14 protein-coding genes are annotated in these 14,201 nt (G+C 64.8%); 4 read left to right on the forward strand and 10 right to left on the reverse strand.

Annotation, left to right across the window (positions count from 1 at the left end; all coding sequences use genetic code 11):
* Positions 1–170 precede the first annotated feature (170 nt).
* From CGK93_RS18420 to CGK93_RS18450, 7 genes are all read right to left on the reverse strand, one after another.
* The gene (locus tag CGK93_RS18420; protein ID WP_089596066.1) at positions 171–2,240 is read right to left on the reverse strand and encodes a LuxR C-terminal-related transcriptional regulator; all 2,070 of its coding nucleotides are present in this window, start codon (positions 2,238–2,240) and stop codon (positions 171–173) included.
* A gap of 3 nt (positions 2,241–2,243) precedes the next feature.
* Entirely contained in the window at positions 2,244–4,274 is a 2,031-nt protein-coding gene (locus CGK93_RS18425; RefSeq protein WP_089596067.1) for an Hsp70 family protein, read from the reverse strand.
* Between the two features lie 204 nt (positions 4,275–4,478).
* Positions 4,479–5,546 carry a c-type cytochrome biogenesis protein CcsB gene (gene ccsB, locus CGK93_RS18430; RefSeq protein ID WP_089596068.1) on the reverse strand — a complete coding sequence of 356 codons (1,068 nt, stop codon included), beginning with the start codon at positions 5,544–5,546 and terminating at the stop codon, positions 4,479–4,481.
* Positions 5,546–7,255, reverse strand: a complete 1,710-nt coding sequence (gene resB, locus CGK93_RS18435) for a cytochrome c biogenesis protein ResB (protein WP_089596069.1) — start codon at positions 7,253–7,255, stop codon at positions 5,546–5,548. Before resB ends, ccsB begins: the two co-directional genes overlap by 1 nt.
* A complete protein-coding gene (locus CGK93_RS18440; protein WP_014922639.1) occupies positions 7,255–8,010 on the reverse strand; it encodes a cytochrome c biogenesis CcdA family protein in 756 nt (251 codons plus the stop codon). The genes resB and CGK93_RS18440 overlap by 1 nt, the downstream gene beginning before the upstream one ends.
* Positions 8,011–8,015: 5 nt before the next feature.
* Positions 8,016–8,621, reverse strand: a complete 606-nt coding sequence (locus CGK93_RS18445) for a TlpA family protein disulfide reductase (protein WP_089596070.1) — start codon at positions 8,619–8,621, stop codon at positions 8,016–8,018.
* A gap of 4 nt (positions 8,622–8,625) precedes the next feature.
* Positions 8,626–9,291 (reverse strand): histidine phosphatase family protein, encoded by a 666-nt coding sequence (locus CGK93_RS18450; RefSeq protein ID WP_089596071.1) that lies wholly within the window; start codon positions 9,289–9,291, stop codon positions 8,626–8,628.
* A gap of 207 nt (positions 9,292–9,498) precedes the next feature.
* Between CGK93_RS18450 and CGK93_RS18455 the strand changes: the two genes are divergently transcribed.
* Both CGK93_RS18455 and CGK93_RS18460 read left to right on the forward strand, forming a co-directional pair.
* Complete coding sequence (locus CGK93_RS18455) at positions 9,499–10,050, forward strand: YceI family protein (protein WP_089597582.1); 552 nt, start codon at positions 9,499–9,501, stop codon at positions 10,048–10,050.
* Positions 10,051–10,230: 180 nt separating this feature from the next.
* Positions 10,231–10,926, forward strand: coding sequence for a hypothetical protein (locus tag CGK93_RS18460; protein ID WP_089596072.1), 696 nt, complete (start codon positions 10,231–10,233; stop codon positions 10,924–10,926).
* Here CGK93_RS18460 and CGK93_RS18465 read toward each other — a convergent pair.
* Complete coding sequence (locus CGK93_RS18465) at positions 10,923–11,189, reverse strand: hypothetical protein (protein ID WP_232481392.1); 267 nt, start codon at positions 11,187–11,189, stop codon at positions 10,923–10,925. The genes CGK93_RS18460 and CGK93_RS18465 overlap by 4 nt on opposite strands.
* Between CGK93_RS18465 and CGK93_RS18470 the strand changes: the two genes are divergently transcribed.
* Positions 11,188–11,943, forward strand: coding sequence for a hypothetical protein (locus CGK93_RS18470; protein WP_089596073.1), 756 nt, complete (start codon positions 11,188–11,190; stop codon positions 11,941–11,943). The genes CGK93_RS18465 and CGK93_RS18470 overlap by 2 nt on opposite strands.
* Before the next feature lie 49 nt (positions 11,944–11,992).
* On the opposite strand, the gene CGK93_RS18475 is transcribed toward CGK93_RS18470, so the two are convergent.
* Together CGK93_RS18475 and CGK93_RS18480 are read right to left on the reverse strand one after the other, a co-directional pair.
* Positions 11,993–12,700, reverse strand: a complete 708-nt coding sequence (locus CGK93_RS18475; protein ID WP_089596074.1) for a redox-sensing transcriptional repressor Rex — start codon at positions 12,698–12,700, stop codon at positions 11,993–11,995.
* A 72-nt stretch (positions 12,701–12,772) separates the two neighbouring features.
* The gene (locus CGK93_RS18480) at positions 12,773–13,027 is read right to left on the reverse strand and encodes a glutaredoxin family protein (RefSeq protein WP_089596075.1); all 255 of its coding nucleotides are present in this window, start codon (positions 13,025–13,027) and stop codon (positions 12,773–12,775) included.
* 266 nt (positions 13,028–13,293) lie between these two features.
* Between CGK93_RS18480 and CGK93_RS18485 the strand changes: the two genes are divergently transcribed.
* Entirely contained in the window at positions 13,294–14,142 is an 849-nt protein-coding gene (locus CGK93_RS18485) for an HAD family hydrolase (protein ID WP_089596076.1), read from the forward strand.
* Positions 14,143–14,201: the final 59 nt, after the last annotated feature.

Consider the following 14,201-nt stretch of genomic DNA (forward strand, 5'->3'; position numbering starts at 1 on the left):
TGCTCCCTCAAATTCTGTGGTGGGTGGTAAATGGCCCGGCGCCTTTGCCGGGCTCCCCTTCAACGTATGGCCGTGGTGAGGGACCGGGCATCGGGGGTGGTCCCCCTACCGCTTACCCCAGCGTTAGGGGGTCGCGGGGTTTTCCGTTAGGGGGTGGAGGGGGCTGCCGCTCACGGAGGCGGGTACCCCTCCCCCAAGGCGAGGCGCAGGCGGACCAGGAGGTCCGATCGGCTGTCGGCCCCCAAACGCCTGCGCATGCGAGCCACATGGTGTTCGGCAGTGCGAGGCGAGATGTAGATGGCCTCCCCGATCTCCCGGTAGGTCCTGCCTTCAAGGAGAAGCCGAGCCACTTCGCGTTCCCTGGCGCTCAGCCCGGACGAACCCCCCGTACCCGGGTCGGCGCCGTCCGCAGCAGGGGTGCCCGCAACGCCATGGTGCGGCTCCTCCACCCGATCGTGGCCCGCCCCGGCTGGAGCACCCTGGGGATGGATATCCCTGGCGCAGGCCAGCAGGCGCACCAGGTCGCGCCGTTCCTCCGCGTGCGCGGCGGCATGGCCCGCCAGTCGCGCGCCTTCCCAAGGCATGCCGACGGCGGCCAACCCGCGGGCCGCCGCTTCGACGTCGGACGCTTCAAACCGACCGGCCAACACCGAAACCCAGGCTTTGCCACCCACGGCAAGAACGGACGCCAGGTGGCTGTGTTCCGAAGCCCGGACCAGGGCGGCAGCATGCGGCGCCAGCTCAGCGGGGCTTTCGCTCAGCAGCGCAGCCTGCACTGCCGCCCAATGCAGCGGCACCGACCACAGTGGCGGGTTCCCCAGCCTCTGTAAGAGCTCCCAGGCCCCGTCCAGGTAGTGCGAGACTCGACGTGTCTCGCGCAACCGTGCAGCAGAAACCATCAGCTCACCCCACGGCAGGAGACTGTAGAGATCCACAGCTACGTGCATCATGGCTTCCCGGGCCCGGTCCCATGCCAACACCAGACCGTGCACGTCGCTGCCACGCCGCGCCAGCCCCACCTCCAGCGCTGCCAGCAACAGTTCGTCCCGGGGTGCCAAGGACCAATGGTTTGCCTTGACGGCCTCATTGATGGCCAACCGCGCCTCGTCAGCGTTGTCCTGCTGCATGGCGGTCCACGCCTGCAGGAGGAACAGCCGGGGTCGGGCAGCATCCCCGCCCTGGCCCGCGGCCAACGCCGCCCTAAGCACGGTGTCCGCCACCGCCGGTTCCCCATTGTGGAGTGCGCAGAGGGCTGCCAAGGCTCCCGGGGTCTCCGGCAAGGGAATCGCCGCGCCAGAGGCATTCATCATGTCCGAGGCCCTGATGAGCTCCGGCAGGGCCAGTTGAGGATTGGGGCCAAGGGTCTGCCGCAGGCCCTCCTGGGTCAGCGTCAAAGCCACGGCCAGCAGCGTTGGCGAACCGGACGGCACAGCGGCTGCCAGGATCTCTTCGGCCAGCACAGCATTTCCGGTGCCGATCATGGCCACTGCGGCCAGCGGCGCGGACCCCTGCAACCTGTCCGGCCCCAACCAGGTGTACGTGTCAGCGCTCCGGGACAACATTCCCCGCTGTGCCCACACCGCGGCTGCCACGTCCACCCCCAGGCGAAGGTGTGGAGGTTCGGGCATGGCGAGCAGCCTGTCAACGATCCTGCCAGCTGCGTCCAGGTCCCCGGTGGCGGCCAGGGCCTGGGCACGCTTGGCGGCAATGTGGAGCTCCTTGTTCCCGGCAAGAAGCGCTTCGGCATAGAGATCCACGGCCAGACGCGGATCCGTGTCCAGGACGCTGTTTGCCATCTCCTCGAGTTCCGCGGCGACGCGGGCATCCTGGAGCCCACTCCTGGCGAGGTCGCGGGCCAGGTCTCCCCAGGGACGGCCTTCGTCCAGGACCTTGTCCACGAGCTCCCGCTGCAGCGCCCGGATGCGGGAGGCCGGGGTTGCCTTCAGCAAGGCATGCTGGACCGTCCCCACTACGGACCCGTCAGCCAGCAGCAAGCCCGAATCCATGGCTGCGGTGATGATCGAGTCCAGCCCATCATGGCTTTCAAGGCCGCGGGGCAGGGGTGAAGGCAGCGTGAACCCCACGGACAGGGCAAGGAGCAGTTCGCGGACCTTCGCCGTATCCCCGGAAAGCTCCGGGACATACGGCGACCCTGCCTCGTGAAGGGCGGCAGGTTCCTTGAACGGGTGATCGTCCGGCCCGGGTGGAAGGTGCCCAGGCTTAGGGTCATGTCCCGTCATGGGCTACACCACCGAAAGCATCGCTGGATCCTGAATGGGGCCCGTTTCCGAGGGCTGGGGTAAGGGATCAGCCGTGACAGGCGGGGTCACCGGTTCCGGCGTTGGCTCGGGCGACGGCGGTGGCGGGTCTTGCGTGAGCGTCGGTTCAGGCTGCGGCACCGTTGGCTCGGGCGACGGGGGTGGAGGTGGCGGTGGCGGTGGCGTGACAGGATCAGCCGGGGTTGTAGGCGGAGTTGTGGGTTCGATGACCGGTGGTGGCGTGGTGGGAGGTGTTACAGGGGGCGGGGTAGGCCCACTGGCGGCACCACCAGTAGGTGCCGGCGTGGGTGTGGTGGGAGCCGGGGTGGTGCCCGGAGCAGCGGGGGTTCCCGTGCCCGGCGCGGCAGGAGTGCTGGCGGCCGTCCCACCGGATGAGGTGCCCGGGGAGGTGCCGGTGGCCGGTCCAGCGGCAGATCCTGCGCCGGGTCCCACGGCGGCCCCCGATCCAGTGCCGGCATTCGCGGTTCCGGTGCTGGCCGGGTTCTTCCCTGCCTTGGTAACCCCAGTCCTGGCGCTGGCTTCAAGTCCGCCCGCCGGCTTGCCGACGGCCAGGGTTTCCCCGGGCTTGCCGCCACCAGCAACACTGCCTTGGCCCCCGGAAGCCTGAGGACCGCCGTCGCGCATGACATCAGCGGCCTGGTTGCCGAACACGGTTGCCAGAAGTCCACTGCCTTCGGGACTCTGTGCCGCCGTCGCCGTAGCGATGGTCAAGGCGGCTGCCGCTACAGCCGCGGCCGCCGCCATCCGGACACGCGGCCGGGGAGCATGCCGGCCGGGCTTCGCGGACGCTGCTGTGAGGACTCCCAGGGCCGGGGCCCGGCCGGCGGTGTGCGGACGCCCCAGCGCACCACTTGCCACCACGCCGGCAGCCGCAGCCCCTGGAGTGGCCGAAGCCGCAGCATCCACGGCGTCCTCGCCCCTTGAGCGGAAACCAGCCACCGCTGCACCCAGGCAGATGGAGGACTTGGGATCGGCGTCGACGGCGATGGGCCGGCCAAGTTCCACCGAAATCATCTCGGCCACAAGGGGAATGCGCGATGACCCACCGATGAGCAGCACTGCGCTCAGATCCTGAGAGTCCACGTTGACCCTCTTCAAGCTTCGTTCCAGTGCTTCCACGGTTTCCCGGAGGGGTTCCTCGATCAGCGCTTCGAATTCGGCGCGGACCAGCCGGACAGACTGCTGTGTGCCCGGCAGGGAAACTGCCACGCTGGATTCGCTGTCCAAGGACAGCGCTTCCTTGGCCTCACGGCATTCCCGCCGCAGCCTCGAAAGGGCTGCCAGAGTGTCCGGCGCCTCCGGATCCACGTCCACAGATGCCTTGACGTGGCCCATCACGTGCCGCAGGACGGCGGCGTCGAAGTCTGCGCCGCCAAGGGTTTCAATACCGTCGGGGCGTCCCAGCAACTCAAAGTTCCCGGCTCCGGCTTTGCGGAGAATGGCGGTGTCGAAAGTACCTCCGCCGAGGTCGTACACAGCGATGATGCTGCCGTCCTCCACCCGCGTTTGGGAAGCGTAATGCAGGGCCGCCGCTTCCGGCTCACTGATCAGGGTGATGTCCTGGAGGCCCGCCACGTCGAGCGCTGCGAGGACCACCGAGGTTCGGTGCTGGCCCCAGGCAGCGGGGTGCGTCATGATGATCGACGACGGCGCCGCCCCCTCCCGCTCCCTGGCCCTGTCCACCACCCACCGGGCCATGGTGGCGTACACATCCTCCGGGGCCAGCCACCCCTCGCCGACAGCGAGGGGAATGGAATCCCCGATCCGGCGTTTGAACTCACGCACCATATGGTGGGGATCGTCCAGGCCCCGGCGTTCGGCCGCTTCGCCTACCAACACACGGCCGTCGTCGGCGTAGAACAACACCGAGGGCACGGCGCTGCCATGCAATCCCAGCGGGAGGATTTCCGGTGTAGGGGTTGGACTCTGGTCAGGCTTAACCAGGGCTGCTGCGGTAAAACTTGTCCCGACGTCAATGGCGAGAACATAGTTCATAGCTACCTCAAAAGAACACGGCGCGTCGCTAGCGGGCTGCATCACAAGCGGGTTCTGAACAAGTTAGCACCTGCATTGGACAGGCAACAGGCTTGTTTAGTGCACCGTTTTGTTGTTTTTCGAGGGACTGGCCCGAGCCAGGGACAACGCCCCTGCTCAGGCCCGGATTGGGGCCCGGGCCGCGATCACGGCTCAGTATTCGATTTAGAGCCCGGAGTAGGAATGCAGGCCGTTGAAGACCGTGTTCACCAGCGTGAAGTTGATGATGACGCAGGCGTAGCCAACAATCGACAACCAGGCTGCGCGCGTTCCGGTCCAACCGCGGGTGGCCCGGGCATGCAGGTAGCCGGCGTAGACCACCCAGATCACAAAGGTCCACACTTCCTTGGGGTCCCAGCCCCAGAAGCGACCCCAGGCCTTCTCGGCCCAGATGGCGCCGAACATGAGGGTAAACGTCCAGCCAATGAAGGCGATGGCATTGATGCGGTAGGAGAGATTCTCCAGGCTCAGCGCGTTGGGGACCAGGCGCATGAAGCCCAGCTTGTCCGCACGGCCCGCAGCAAGGCTCTTCTGGCGGTACGACTGCAGCAACTGCAGCACTGACATGGCGAACGTCAGCGTGAACAGCGCTGAAGAGAGCACTGCGATGGAGACGTGGATGATCAACCAGTAGCTCTGCAGCGCCGGCACCAGGTGACCCACGGGGGTCCAGAAAGCAGCCGAAGCGGCAACCAGCATGATGATGGCCAGGCCGATCACGAACGTGCCCAGGAACCGCAGGTCGCGGCGGATGAGGACGATCAGGAACACAGCCACTGCAACAAACGCGCCCGTGGTGAGGAACTCGTACATGTTGCCCCACGGCACGCGGCCTGCACCGAATGCGCGGGTGACCACCCCTGCGCCGTGGATGAGGACGCCCAACACCGTCAGGGCCACGGCCACGCGGGCAGGTGCGCGGCGTTCGCCGGCGTACTTCATGTCGCCTGCGGCGGTGCCGCCCTCAAAGGTGAGGCCCGACGTCGGACGCTCAGCGCGGCCTGCCGGCCCACCGGCGTCGGGACCTCCCAAGCCTCCCGCGACGCGACCTGCAGCAACCGTGACCTTCTCGCCGGCAGTGCTGGCCGCAGCCTTCAGGTCCACGGCGCGGAGCATCTTGCTGCTCTTGGCCAGGTCCCAGGCAAAGGCGATGAACGCCACGGTGTAGGTGCCGGCGGCCAACAGCATGAACAGCTCGCTGTATTGGCCCAGGGTTTCGTTGATGACGGGCATTACTGGTCCTTCGAGGTTGAGGAAGATCCTGCTGTTCTTGTGGCGGGGTCCTGCGTCTGTGGGATGTTCCATTCCCGGGCAAAGATCTCGCGTAGTGCTGCTGCTTCGCCGGCCAGGCGGTGGTCCTCACCGCGGGCCAGCAGGCCATATTCCACCATGGTGCGGCCATCTGCGTGCGTACCGGTGCGGACCCAGACGCGGCGGCGGTTGATGTAGAGGGACATGACCAGGCCACCGACTGCGAGGAAGCCGAAGATCAGTGCGTAGAGCTGGCCGGGGTTGTGGTGGATGTCCACGCCGATGTACTTCTTGACGCCGTCGAACGTGATGCTGCCCTTGCCTTCGGGCAGGTTGACGGTTGCGCCCGGGGTCAGCGTGATGCCGCCTGCCGCGAGGTCACGGGCATTGAGCGGTTTCAAGTCCTTGACGTCCAGTTCGAACACGTTCTGGGGCACGCCCTTGTCCAGGCCGAGGTCTCCGTAGAACGAGTTCAGGCTCAGCTGGGGGTTGAAGAGTTCCGGGGAAGCGCTGAACGAGGTGCCGTCTTCGGTGACGAACGCCGTGGGAAGGAAGAAGCCCACAAAGCCGAGCTGTTCCGGCTTCGCGTCGGGGACCTTGATGACCACCGACGAGTAGTAGTTGTCTCCCTGGACCTTGGCCGTGACGGGGCCTTGGAAGGAAACATTGCCCTCGCCGTCCCGGACGGTGACCAGGGGCGCGTAGCCGTTGCCGGTCAGGTAGAGGCTGGTACCACCGAGGGAGACGGGGTCGTTGACCTTGAGGGTTTCCTTCTTGACCGGTGAATCCGGTCCTTCCTTGGTGGTGACCTCGGCCGTGTAATCGATCGGCTGGCCGGCTTTGCCCGGGGACTCACGGTCGAACTTGGCTTCGAACTTGTCCAGTTGCATCGAGTACGGCTGGAGCGCGCTGCTCTGGAAGTTGGTGCCGGGAGTGAATTGGTCGTAGCCCACCAGGGTGTTGACGAACGTCTCGCCTTCTACCAGGATGCGCTGGCCGCTGTACCCGTAGAGGCCACCGATGGCCACGGACACCAGCACCCCGATCAGCGAGGTGTGGAAGACCAGGTTACCCACTTCCTTCAGGAAGCCGCGCTCGGCACCCAAGGACGGCAGGGCGCCGTCGACGTCCCTGACTTCCACGCGGTAGCCGCGCTTCTTCAGCAGCCCGGCGGCATCGTATATGGCCTTCGACGCCGGGATCCCGGCGTCGGCGGGTACAGCCAAGGTGCCGTACTCCGGCAGGCGCGAAAGGCGCTTGGGGGTGCGGGGCGGCTGGGACTTCATGGCCTTGTAATGGGCGATGGCGCGCGGGGTGACGCAGCCGATCAGCGAGATAAAGAGCAGGATGTAAATGGCCGAGAACCAGGCCGAGGAGTAGACGTCGTACAGCTGCAACGCGTCCAGGAGCTCGCCGTAGGACGGGTTGTCCTTGATGTACTGCGTGACCACCGACGGGTTCGCCGGCCGCTGCGGGAACAGGGAACCAGGCACCGCTCCGACGGCGAGAAGGAGCAGCAGGAACAACGCTGTGCGCATGCTGGTCAGCTGGGTCCAGGCCCACCGGAGCATGCCCTTGAACCCGAGGGCAGGAAGTGCGGCCTCGGACTTGGCCTGCTGGAGTTTTCCTTCCGCTGTGCTGGTGCTTTCAGCGGACGGTGACTTCTTTGTGGCTTTCACGGACTCGCTCATCAGATTGGCAACTTCACATCGTTTTGGAACCAGTACTGCAACTCGGTCACCCAGGTTCCCCACACGCCGGTGGCCATCAGGATGCCGAGCAAAATCAGGATGCCGCCGCCGATCCGCTGGATGGCCAGACGGTGCTTGCGGAAGAAGGACATGACTCCCATGCCCCGGCGGACAGCCAACGCAATCAAGAGGAACGGGATGCCCAGTCCAAGGCTATAGACGAACGCCAGGAGCGCGCCCTTGGCTGCCGAGGAACCACCGGACAAGCTCAGCAACTGTACCGCGGAGTACGTCGGACCGATACAGGGCGCCCAGCCCAGGCCAAAGGTCAATCCCAGGAGCGGTGCTCCCCAGAGGCCGGCAGGCGGTTTGGCATGGATCTTTGCGTCGCGCTGCAACCAACCGAAGCCGCCCATGAACACCACGCCCATGATGATCACCAGGATGCCCAGCAACTGCGTAATCCAGGCGTTCTGCGGGCCGGTCAGCAACGTGCCCAACTGCCCGAAGGCGCCGCCCAGCAGAACAAAGATCACCGAGAAACCCAGGACAAACAGGCCAATTCCGGCCAGCATGCGGCCACGCCGCTGCTTTTGGAGGTCGACGCCGGTCAGTCCCGTGACGTAGCCAAGGTAACCGGGGACCAGTGGCAGCACGCATGGCGAAAGGAAGGAGACCAGCCCGGCCAGCAACGCCACCGGCACAGCCAGCAGCAGCGATCCGTTGAGGATCGTCTCGGCGAAGGGACTGTTCATGGGTGCTACTCCGCCACTGCGGAGGTGATGAGGGCCTTCAGGGTGCTCTTCTCGATCTCGCCGAGCACGCGGGAGGCAACCTTGCCATCCTTGTCCAGGACCAATGTTGTGGGCACTGCACCCGGCGGAACGATGCCGGACACGGACAGGAGAACAGCACCGTCCTTGTCGTTGAAGCTTGGGTAGGTGATGTTGAAGGTCTTGTCGAAGGCCTCAGCGGTAGCTTGTTCGTCGCGCAGGTTGACGCCGAAGAATTGGACGCCCTGGTCCTTGAAGTCCTGGTGCAGGGCTTCAAGCTGGGGCGCCTCGATGCGGCAAGGTGCACAGGCAGCAAACCAGAAGTTCAAGACCGTGACTTTGCCCTTGAGGTCCTCGGGCTTTACCGTCTCCCCGTTAAAGAGGGTGCCCTTGAGCGCCACTGGCGCGGCACGGTCCGCCTTCGCGAACTCTGTCACCGAACCATCGCCGGCTACGTAGTTCTTGTTGTCGCCTGCCTTGGCTTGCTTGGCGAGGGAATCTTCCTGGGCACACGCGGACAGGCCCATGGTCAGTCCTGCGAGGAGGACGCCACCGGCAGTCAACGCGCTGCGGCGTGAGAGGTTGTTGTCCATGCCTCTATGCCCCCGGGGTGCTCGCCGCGCCGGGGAGCAGGACGGCAGCAGGTTCGGTGTACTCAACGCGCACGATCTTGCCGTTCCCGTCCAGGGTCAGGGACGTCAGGGACGTGAGCGTGCATTCGCGCTTGCGGGGATCGTGTGCCAGCCGCCGTCCCTCTGCCGTCAAACGGGTTGACCAGATGGGGAGCTGATGGCTCACGAGGATGGCTTCGGCACCGTCGCCACCCAACTCAACCGCCTTGGCACGGGCGTCTTCAACGGCGGCCAGCACCCGGGCGGCTTGGTCCTTGTACGGCTCGCCCCAGGATGGACGCAGAGGATTGCGGAAGTAGATCCAGTGCTTGGGCTTCAGGAATTCACTCTTGGTGGGGTGCAGCCCCTCAAAGTGGTTCTCGGCCTCGATGATCCGGGGCTCGGTGGTGATCTCCAGGTTCAGGGCCTCCGCAGTGGGCATGGCCGTTTCCTGGGCGCGGGTCAGCGGTGAGGCGACCAAGTGGACAATCTTGGCACCCTGGCCGGCACGTGCCACAAAGTGGTCGGCCAGCATACGGGCCATCTCCCGGCCACGCTCGGAGAGGTGGAATTCCGGCAGGCGACCGTACAGGACGCCGTCGGGATTGTGGACCTCGCCATGGCGAAGCAGGTGGACAGTTGCTTGGGGCATGTTTACCAGTTTCTCAAAGAAGCGGGGCGATCCGAAATCTTCTACCGCTAGTAGAACTCAAAGTTTTTCCGAAATGTTCCCCGGAGTTGGAATAAAAGATGCATATGCATGTTTATACTGGACACGAAGCTCGGTTGACGCTTCAAGCAATGAGCTCGACCGGGCAAGCACGCAGTACCTACCAATCGATATAGGAGCAACACCATGATGACTCTCCCCGCTTCCGTCACCACCGGCACCTGGACCCTCGACGCTTCCCACAGCGAGATCGGCTTCACCGTCCGCCACGCAGGAATCAGCAAGGTCCGCGGCCAGTTCAAGGACGCTTCGGCCACCCTCGAAGTTGGCGAAGCCCTGACCGACTCCAAGGTCACCGCCACCATCCAGACCGCCAGCTTCGACTCCGGCGACGTCAACCGCGATGGCCACGTCAAGGGCGAAGACTTCTTCGACGTGGAGAAGTTCCCGGAAATCACGTTCGTGTCCCGCCACGTCAAGGCCAACGGCAACAGCTTCGACCTCGTGGGCGATCTCACAATCAAGGGCGTGACCAAGGAAGTTTCCATCGAGACCGAATTCAACGGCGTCGCAGTGGATCCCTTCGGCAACACCCGCGCCGGCGTTTCCGGCGAAACCACCATCAGCCGCAAGGACTTCGGCCTCACCTGGAACGCCGTCCTCGAAGCCGGCGGCGTGCTGGTCAGCGACAAGGTTGTCATCAACCTGGAACTCGCTTTCATCGCACCGGCCGCTGCATAGTCTTTTTCTCCTGACGCGGATTCACCCCAACGGCGCCACCCACAGCCCCCGGCTGTGCGGGGGCGCCGTTTCGCATATCCGGAAGTCACCCCGCAATTGTTCGGCAAACAGCCTGTATTTGCCTGCGAGTTGCCTCCGAAGTTCCTATGCAACCTTCAACCTGCGGTCTACAGTGATGCCATGAGTACCCCAGACGAAGCACCACAGCCACAGCAGCCCGGCTCCCAGCCTCCGCAGCCCGGCAATGTTCCTCCTTCGGGTTACCAGCCTCCGCAGGGCTACCAGCCGCCGTCGCAACCGGGCCAATATTCACAGCCCGGCCCGGCACAGCCCGGCCCACCGCAGGCAGGCCCAGGACAGCCCGCCCCGGGGCAGCCTGGTTTCCACTTCGAAATGCCCACCGACGGGCCCCGCAACTTCAACGACGTCATGCCCCAGGGCGGATTCTCTGGAATGTTCAAGACCCAGGGCCTCCCCACCGAGCTGAAGGTTTCGTACTTCATCTGGGTGATCTCCGGACTCCTTGGCCTGCTGTTCGGGCTGATCGGATTCTTCGCGATCATTGCCCTCTTCGCTTTCGCCCCTGGCGTTGCAGCCATCCTGCTGATCATCCTTATCCTCACGCTGGCCGTGGCAGCGGCGCAGGTAGTCCTGGCGATGAAGATGAAGGAAGGCAAAGAGTGGGCCCGCCTCGCCCTCACCATCGTGGCCGGCATCTCCTTGCTCCTCACCATTTTCAGTGCGGCCAGTGCCGGCGGCTCCAGCACGGGCCTTGGCAGCAACTGGTTCGGCTTCCTTGTCAGCGCTGTAGCCGTAGTCCTGATGTGGCTTCCGAATTCACAACTTTGGTTCAAGGCAGTCAAGGGTCACGCTTAGCGCTGACGCAACTGCCGTCGTCGTGCCTTATCGGCGGTAATGCAGGCTGAAGGCCGCGGTACATCCTCCCGGATTGCCGCGGCTTTCATCATGAAGGCGTAAGCCAACATGATGATTTTTGCCGTGAGCCGGAAATACCTGCGTGGGATCACCTGCAGCGTCAGACCCGGGAGGTACGGTGGAAGCAGAACCACGCTGGGGGCAGGGTCATTTTGCTGATCCCGGCGGCCGCACCAGCAGTCGAACAAGCAAAGGAATGCCATGAGCAACCCTCCCTACCCGCCGTCAAACCCGGGCGATGCCAACCAGCCCGAGCAGCCGGGAACCCAGCCCGCCGCTCCCGCCACGCCTCAGTACGGCCAGCAAAGCCCCGCCGCACCGCAGTATGGCCAGCAGAGCCCCGCCGCGCCGCAGTATGGCCAGCAGAGCCCCGCCGCGCCGCAGTATGGCCAGCAGTCATCCCCGTACGGCCAGGCTCCCGGCGCTCCGCAATACGGACAGGACACCAACTGGCCCAGCCAGCAGCCCGGTCCCACCGCTGTGCCGCCCATGGTCAACTACGCCTTCTGGATGATCGTTGCCGCCGGCGTTCTGTCCGCCATCAGCTCGATCCTGTTGGCCACCACTGGTGCTGACGCCTTTATCAACGCCATGAACCAGCAGGCAAGCCAGCAGGGAACCGACCTCCCCGAAGGGTCCATGGAAAGCATGCGCGGTGTGATCGGCGTCAGCGCCGTCGTCGGCGCGATTCTGGCCCTCGGTCTCTATGCCTTGGTCGCTTTCCCGGTCCGCAAGGGCAAGAACTGGGCGCGAATCCTGGGGACCGTCTTCGCGGCCATCTCCGTCCTGGGCCTCACCGGCCTGTTCCAGTTCGGTGCCACCTACGGCATCCTGCAGCTCATCGTGATCCTGCTGGGAGTCGCGGCGATCGTCATGCTGTACCTGCCGGCGTCGGCCCCGTACTTCCGCAAGGCGCAGCCGTTCGGAAACCCGTACCAGAACCCGTACGGCCGCTAAACACTCAGAGTTCCAGACGATTCAAGCGCGGGCGCGGACCCGGCGAAGGCTAAACAGCCTGGCCCGGTGTCTGCGCCCGTTGTGCGTGGTACGCCAAAATCTGAAGCTCAGTGGCCATGTCCACCTTGCGGAGGTTCACGTGCGGAGGGACCTGCAACAGCACCGGCGCGAAGCTGAGGATGCTCCGGATCCCGGCGGCAATCACTCGGTCGCACACAGCCTGGGCTACCGTGGCGGGCAACGCCAGCACCACCATGTTGGTGTGGGTGCGTTCCAGGACCCGCTCAAGCTCCGCGGAGTCGCTGACGCGCAGCCAGCCTACTTCGTTGCCGATCACCATGGGGTCAGCGTCGAAGATGGCTACGACGTCGAAGCCGCGGGACTCAAAGCCGCCATACCGGGCCAAGGCCTTGCCGAGGTTACCCGCGCCCACAATGGCAACTTTCCAGTCATGGGTCAGGCCCAAGGCCGCGGCAATGTGGCGGCTCAGATACTGGACTTCATAGCCGACACCGCGTGTCCCATACGAGCCCACGTAGGAAAGATCCTTGCGCAGGGTGGACGAGCTGACACCTGAGGCTTCCGCCAGCGCTTCGGACGAGACCCGCTCCACGCCTTCAGCCAGCAGGGAGTTGAGCGCGCGCAAATAGAGCGTCATCCGGGCCACAGCCGCGGGCGGGATCTGCTTGGTGGCAGGTTCGTTGTCCCCGGTTGCAGCCTCCGGGGACGGTTCCAGCGCAGTCACGGTATTCTCCATTGCGTCGCTTTGTTGTTCCACTCTATGACCCACGGCCGGACTCAACAAAAGCCATTACCAACGGGTAACCCCTCAGCCCTCCAGGACCTTCTTCAGGGTGCGGGTGAGCCGTTCTTCGTCAATCTTCCAAAAATCACGCTGGACGCCGTCCACCAGCACCACGGGAATCTCTTCCGCGAAGCGCTCCTGCAGTTGGGGATCGCCGTCGATCCGCTGCTCCTTCCACGGCACGCCAAGACTCTTAGTGACACGCTCGACGGCGGCACGCGCCTCGGTGCACAGGTGGCAGTCAGCTTTGGTGAGGAGAACGACGTCGGGAATAGCCATGCCTCAAAGGTACCGGGCCAGCGCTCTCTCACATCCCGAGCCCTCCCCACCGACCCTCTCTCACATCCCACGCCCTCCCCGCCGACCCTCTCTCACATCCCGAGCCCTTCCGGCCCGACCCTCTCTCACATCCCACACCCTCCCGGCCCGACCCTCTCTCACATCCCACACCCTCCCGGCCCGACCCTCTCTCACATCCCACGCCCGACTGTGACGTCACCGTGCGCCCTCGAACGCGGACCGCGCCGATTGACTAGACTCAAGGCATGCCCGAGGAGAAGAACGCCGCCGTGGTCGCAGACGCCTTGGTGCAGAAGCCCACCGTGCAGAAGGACAACGTGCAGAGGCGCACGGGCGAAGCCGCCTTCTTCGACGTCGACAACACCTTGATGAAGGGCGCCAGCCTCTTCCACGTAGCCCGCAAAATGTACGAACGCAAGGCTTTCACACTGTCGCAAGCGGCCGGATTCGCCTGGAAGCAGTTCAAATTCGTCATGCGCGGAGAGAACATGGAGGACGTCCACTCGGTCCGCGACTCGGCGCTTACCCTTGCTGCCGGCATCACAGTGGATGACATCAAAGCCCTGGGTGAAGAGGTCTACGACGAAATGATCGAGTCGCGGATCTGGCCTGGGACCAAGGCACTCGCGGAACAGCACCTCAGAGTCGGACGCAAAGTCTGGCTCGTCACGGCTACACCCATCGAGGTGGCCACGGTCATTTCCACCCGGCTCGGGCTGACCGGCGCCCTTGGCACGGTGGGTGAAGTGGAAGACGGCATGTACACAGGGAAACTCGTGGGCGACATCCTGCACGGACCGGCGAAGGCAGTCGCGGTCCAGCTCGTCGCTGATCGGGAGGGCTTGGATCTGGATCATTGCTGGGCGTACAGCGATTCTGCCAACGACATCCCTTTGCTCACCATGGTGGGTCATCCCGTGGTGATCAACCCGGACGCCAAGTTGCGCCGGCACGCCCGCGAGAACAACTGGCCCGTGTACGACTTCCGTTCCGGTCGCCGCGCGGCAACGCTCGGACTCAAGGCCGCCACGGTTGGCGGAGCGGTCTACGGCCTGTGGCGGGGTTTCTCAAGGTTCCGCGGCCCCCGCATGTGATCCTCTCTCACATCCCTCGGGCTTGAACCAAACCATCTCTCACATCCCTCGGGCTTGAA

It is taken from the genome of Arthrobacter sp. YN (assembly GCF_002224285.1).
Classification (GTDB): Bacteria; Actinomycetota; Actinomycetes; order Actinomycetales; family Micrococcaceae; genus Arthrobacter.

Excerpts from the sequence above, each read along its gene's own strand:
- CGK93_RS18420 (WP_089596066.1), bottom strand. The coding sequence starts at position 2,240 with ATGACGGGACATGACCCTAAGCCTGGGCACCTTCCACCCGGGCCGGAC.
- CGK93_RS18425 (WP_089596067.1), bottom strand. The coding sequence starts at position 4,274 with ATGAACTATGTTCTCGCCATTGACGTCGGGACAAGTTTTACCGCAGCA.
- ccsB (WP_089596068.1), bottom strand. The coding sequence starts at position 5,546 with ATGCCCGTCATCAACGAAACCCTGGGCCAATACAGCGAGCTGTTCATG.
- resB (WP_089596069.1), bottom strand. The coding sequence starts at position 7,255 with ATGAGCGAGTCCGTGAAAGCCACAAAGAAGTCACCGTCCGCTGAAAGC.
- CGK93_RS18440 (WP_014922639.1), bottom strand. The coding sequence starts at position 8,010 with ATGAACAGTCCCTTCGCCGAGACGATCCTCAACGGATCGCTGCTGCTG.
- CGK93_RS18445 (WP_089596070.1), bottom strand. The coding sequence starts at position 8,621 with ATGGACAACAACCTCTCACGCCGCAGCGCGTTGACTGCCGGTGGCGTC.
- CGK93_RS18450 (WP_089596071.1), bottom strand. The coding sequence starts at position 9,291 with ATGCCCCAAGCAACTGTCCACCTGCTTCGCCATGGCGAGGTCCACAAT.
- CGK93_RS18455 (WP_089597582.1), top strand. The coding sequence starts at position 9,499 with ATGACTCTCCCCGCTTCCGTCACCACCGGCACCTGGACCCTCGACGCT.
- CGK93_RS18460 (WP_089596072.1), top strand. The coding sequence starts at position 10,231 with ATGAGTACCCCAGACGAAGCACCACAGCCACAGCAGCCCGGCTCCCAG.
- CGK93_RS18470 (WP_089596073.1), top strand. The coding sequence starts at position 11,188 with ATGAGCAACCCTCCCTACCCGCCGTCAAACCCGGGCGATGCCAACCAG.
- CGK93_RS18465 (WP_232481392.1), bottom strand. The coding sequence starts at position 11,189 with ATGGCATTCCTTTGCTTGTTCGACTGCTGGTGCGGCCGCCGGGATCAG.
- CGK93_RS18475 (WP_089596074.1), bottom strand. The coding sequence starts at position 12,700 with ATGGAGAATACCGTGACTGCGCTGGAACCGTCCCCGGAGGCTGCAACC.
- CGK93_RS18480 (WP_089596075.1), bottom strand. The coding sequence starts at position 13,027 with ATGGCTATTCCCGACGTCGTTCTCCTCACCAAAGCTGACTGCCACCTG.
- CGK93_RS18485 (WP_089596076.1), top strand. The coding sequence starts at position 13,294 with ATGCCCGAGGAGAAGAACGCCGCCGTGGTCGCAGACGCCTTGGTGCAG.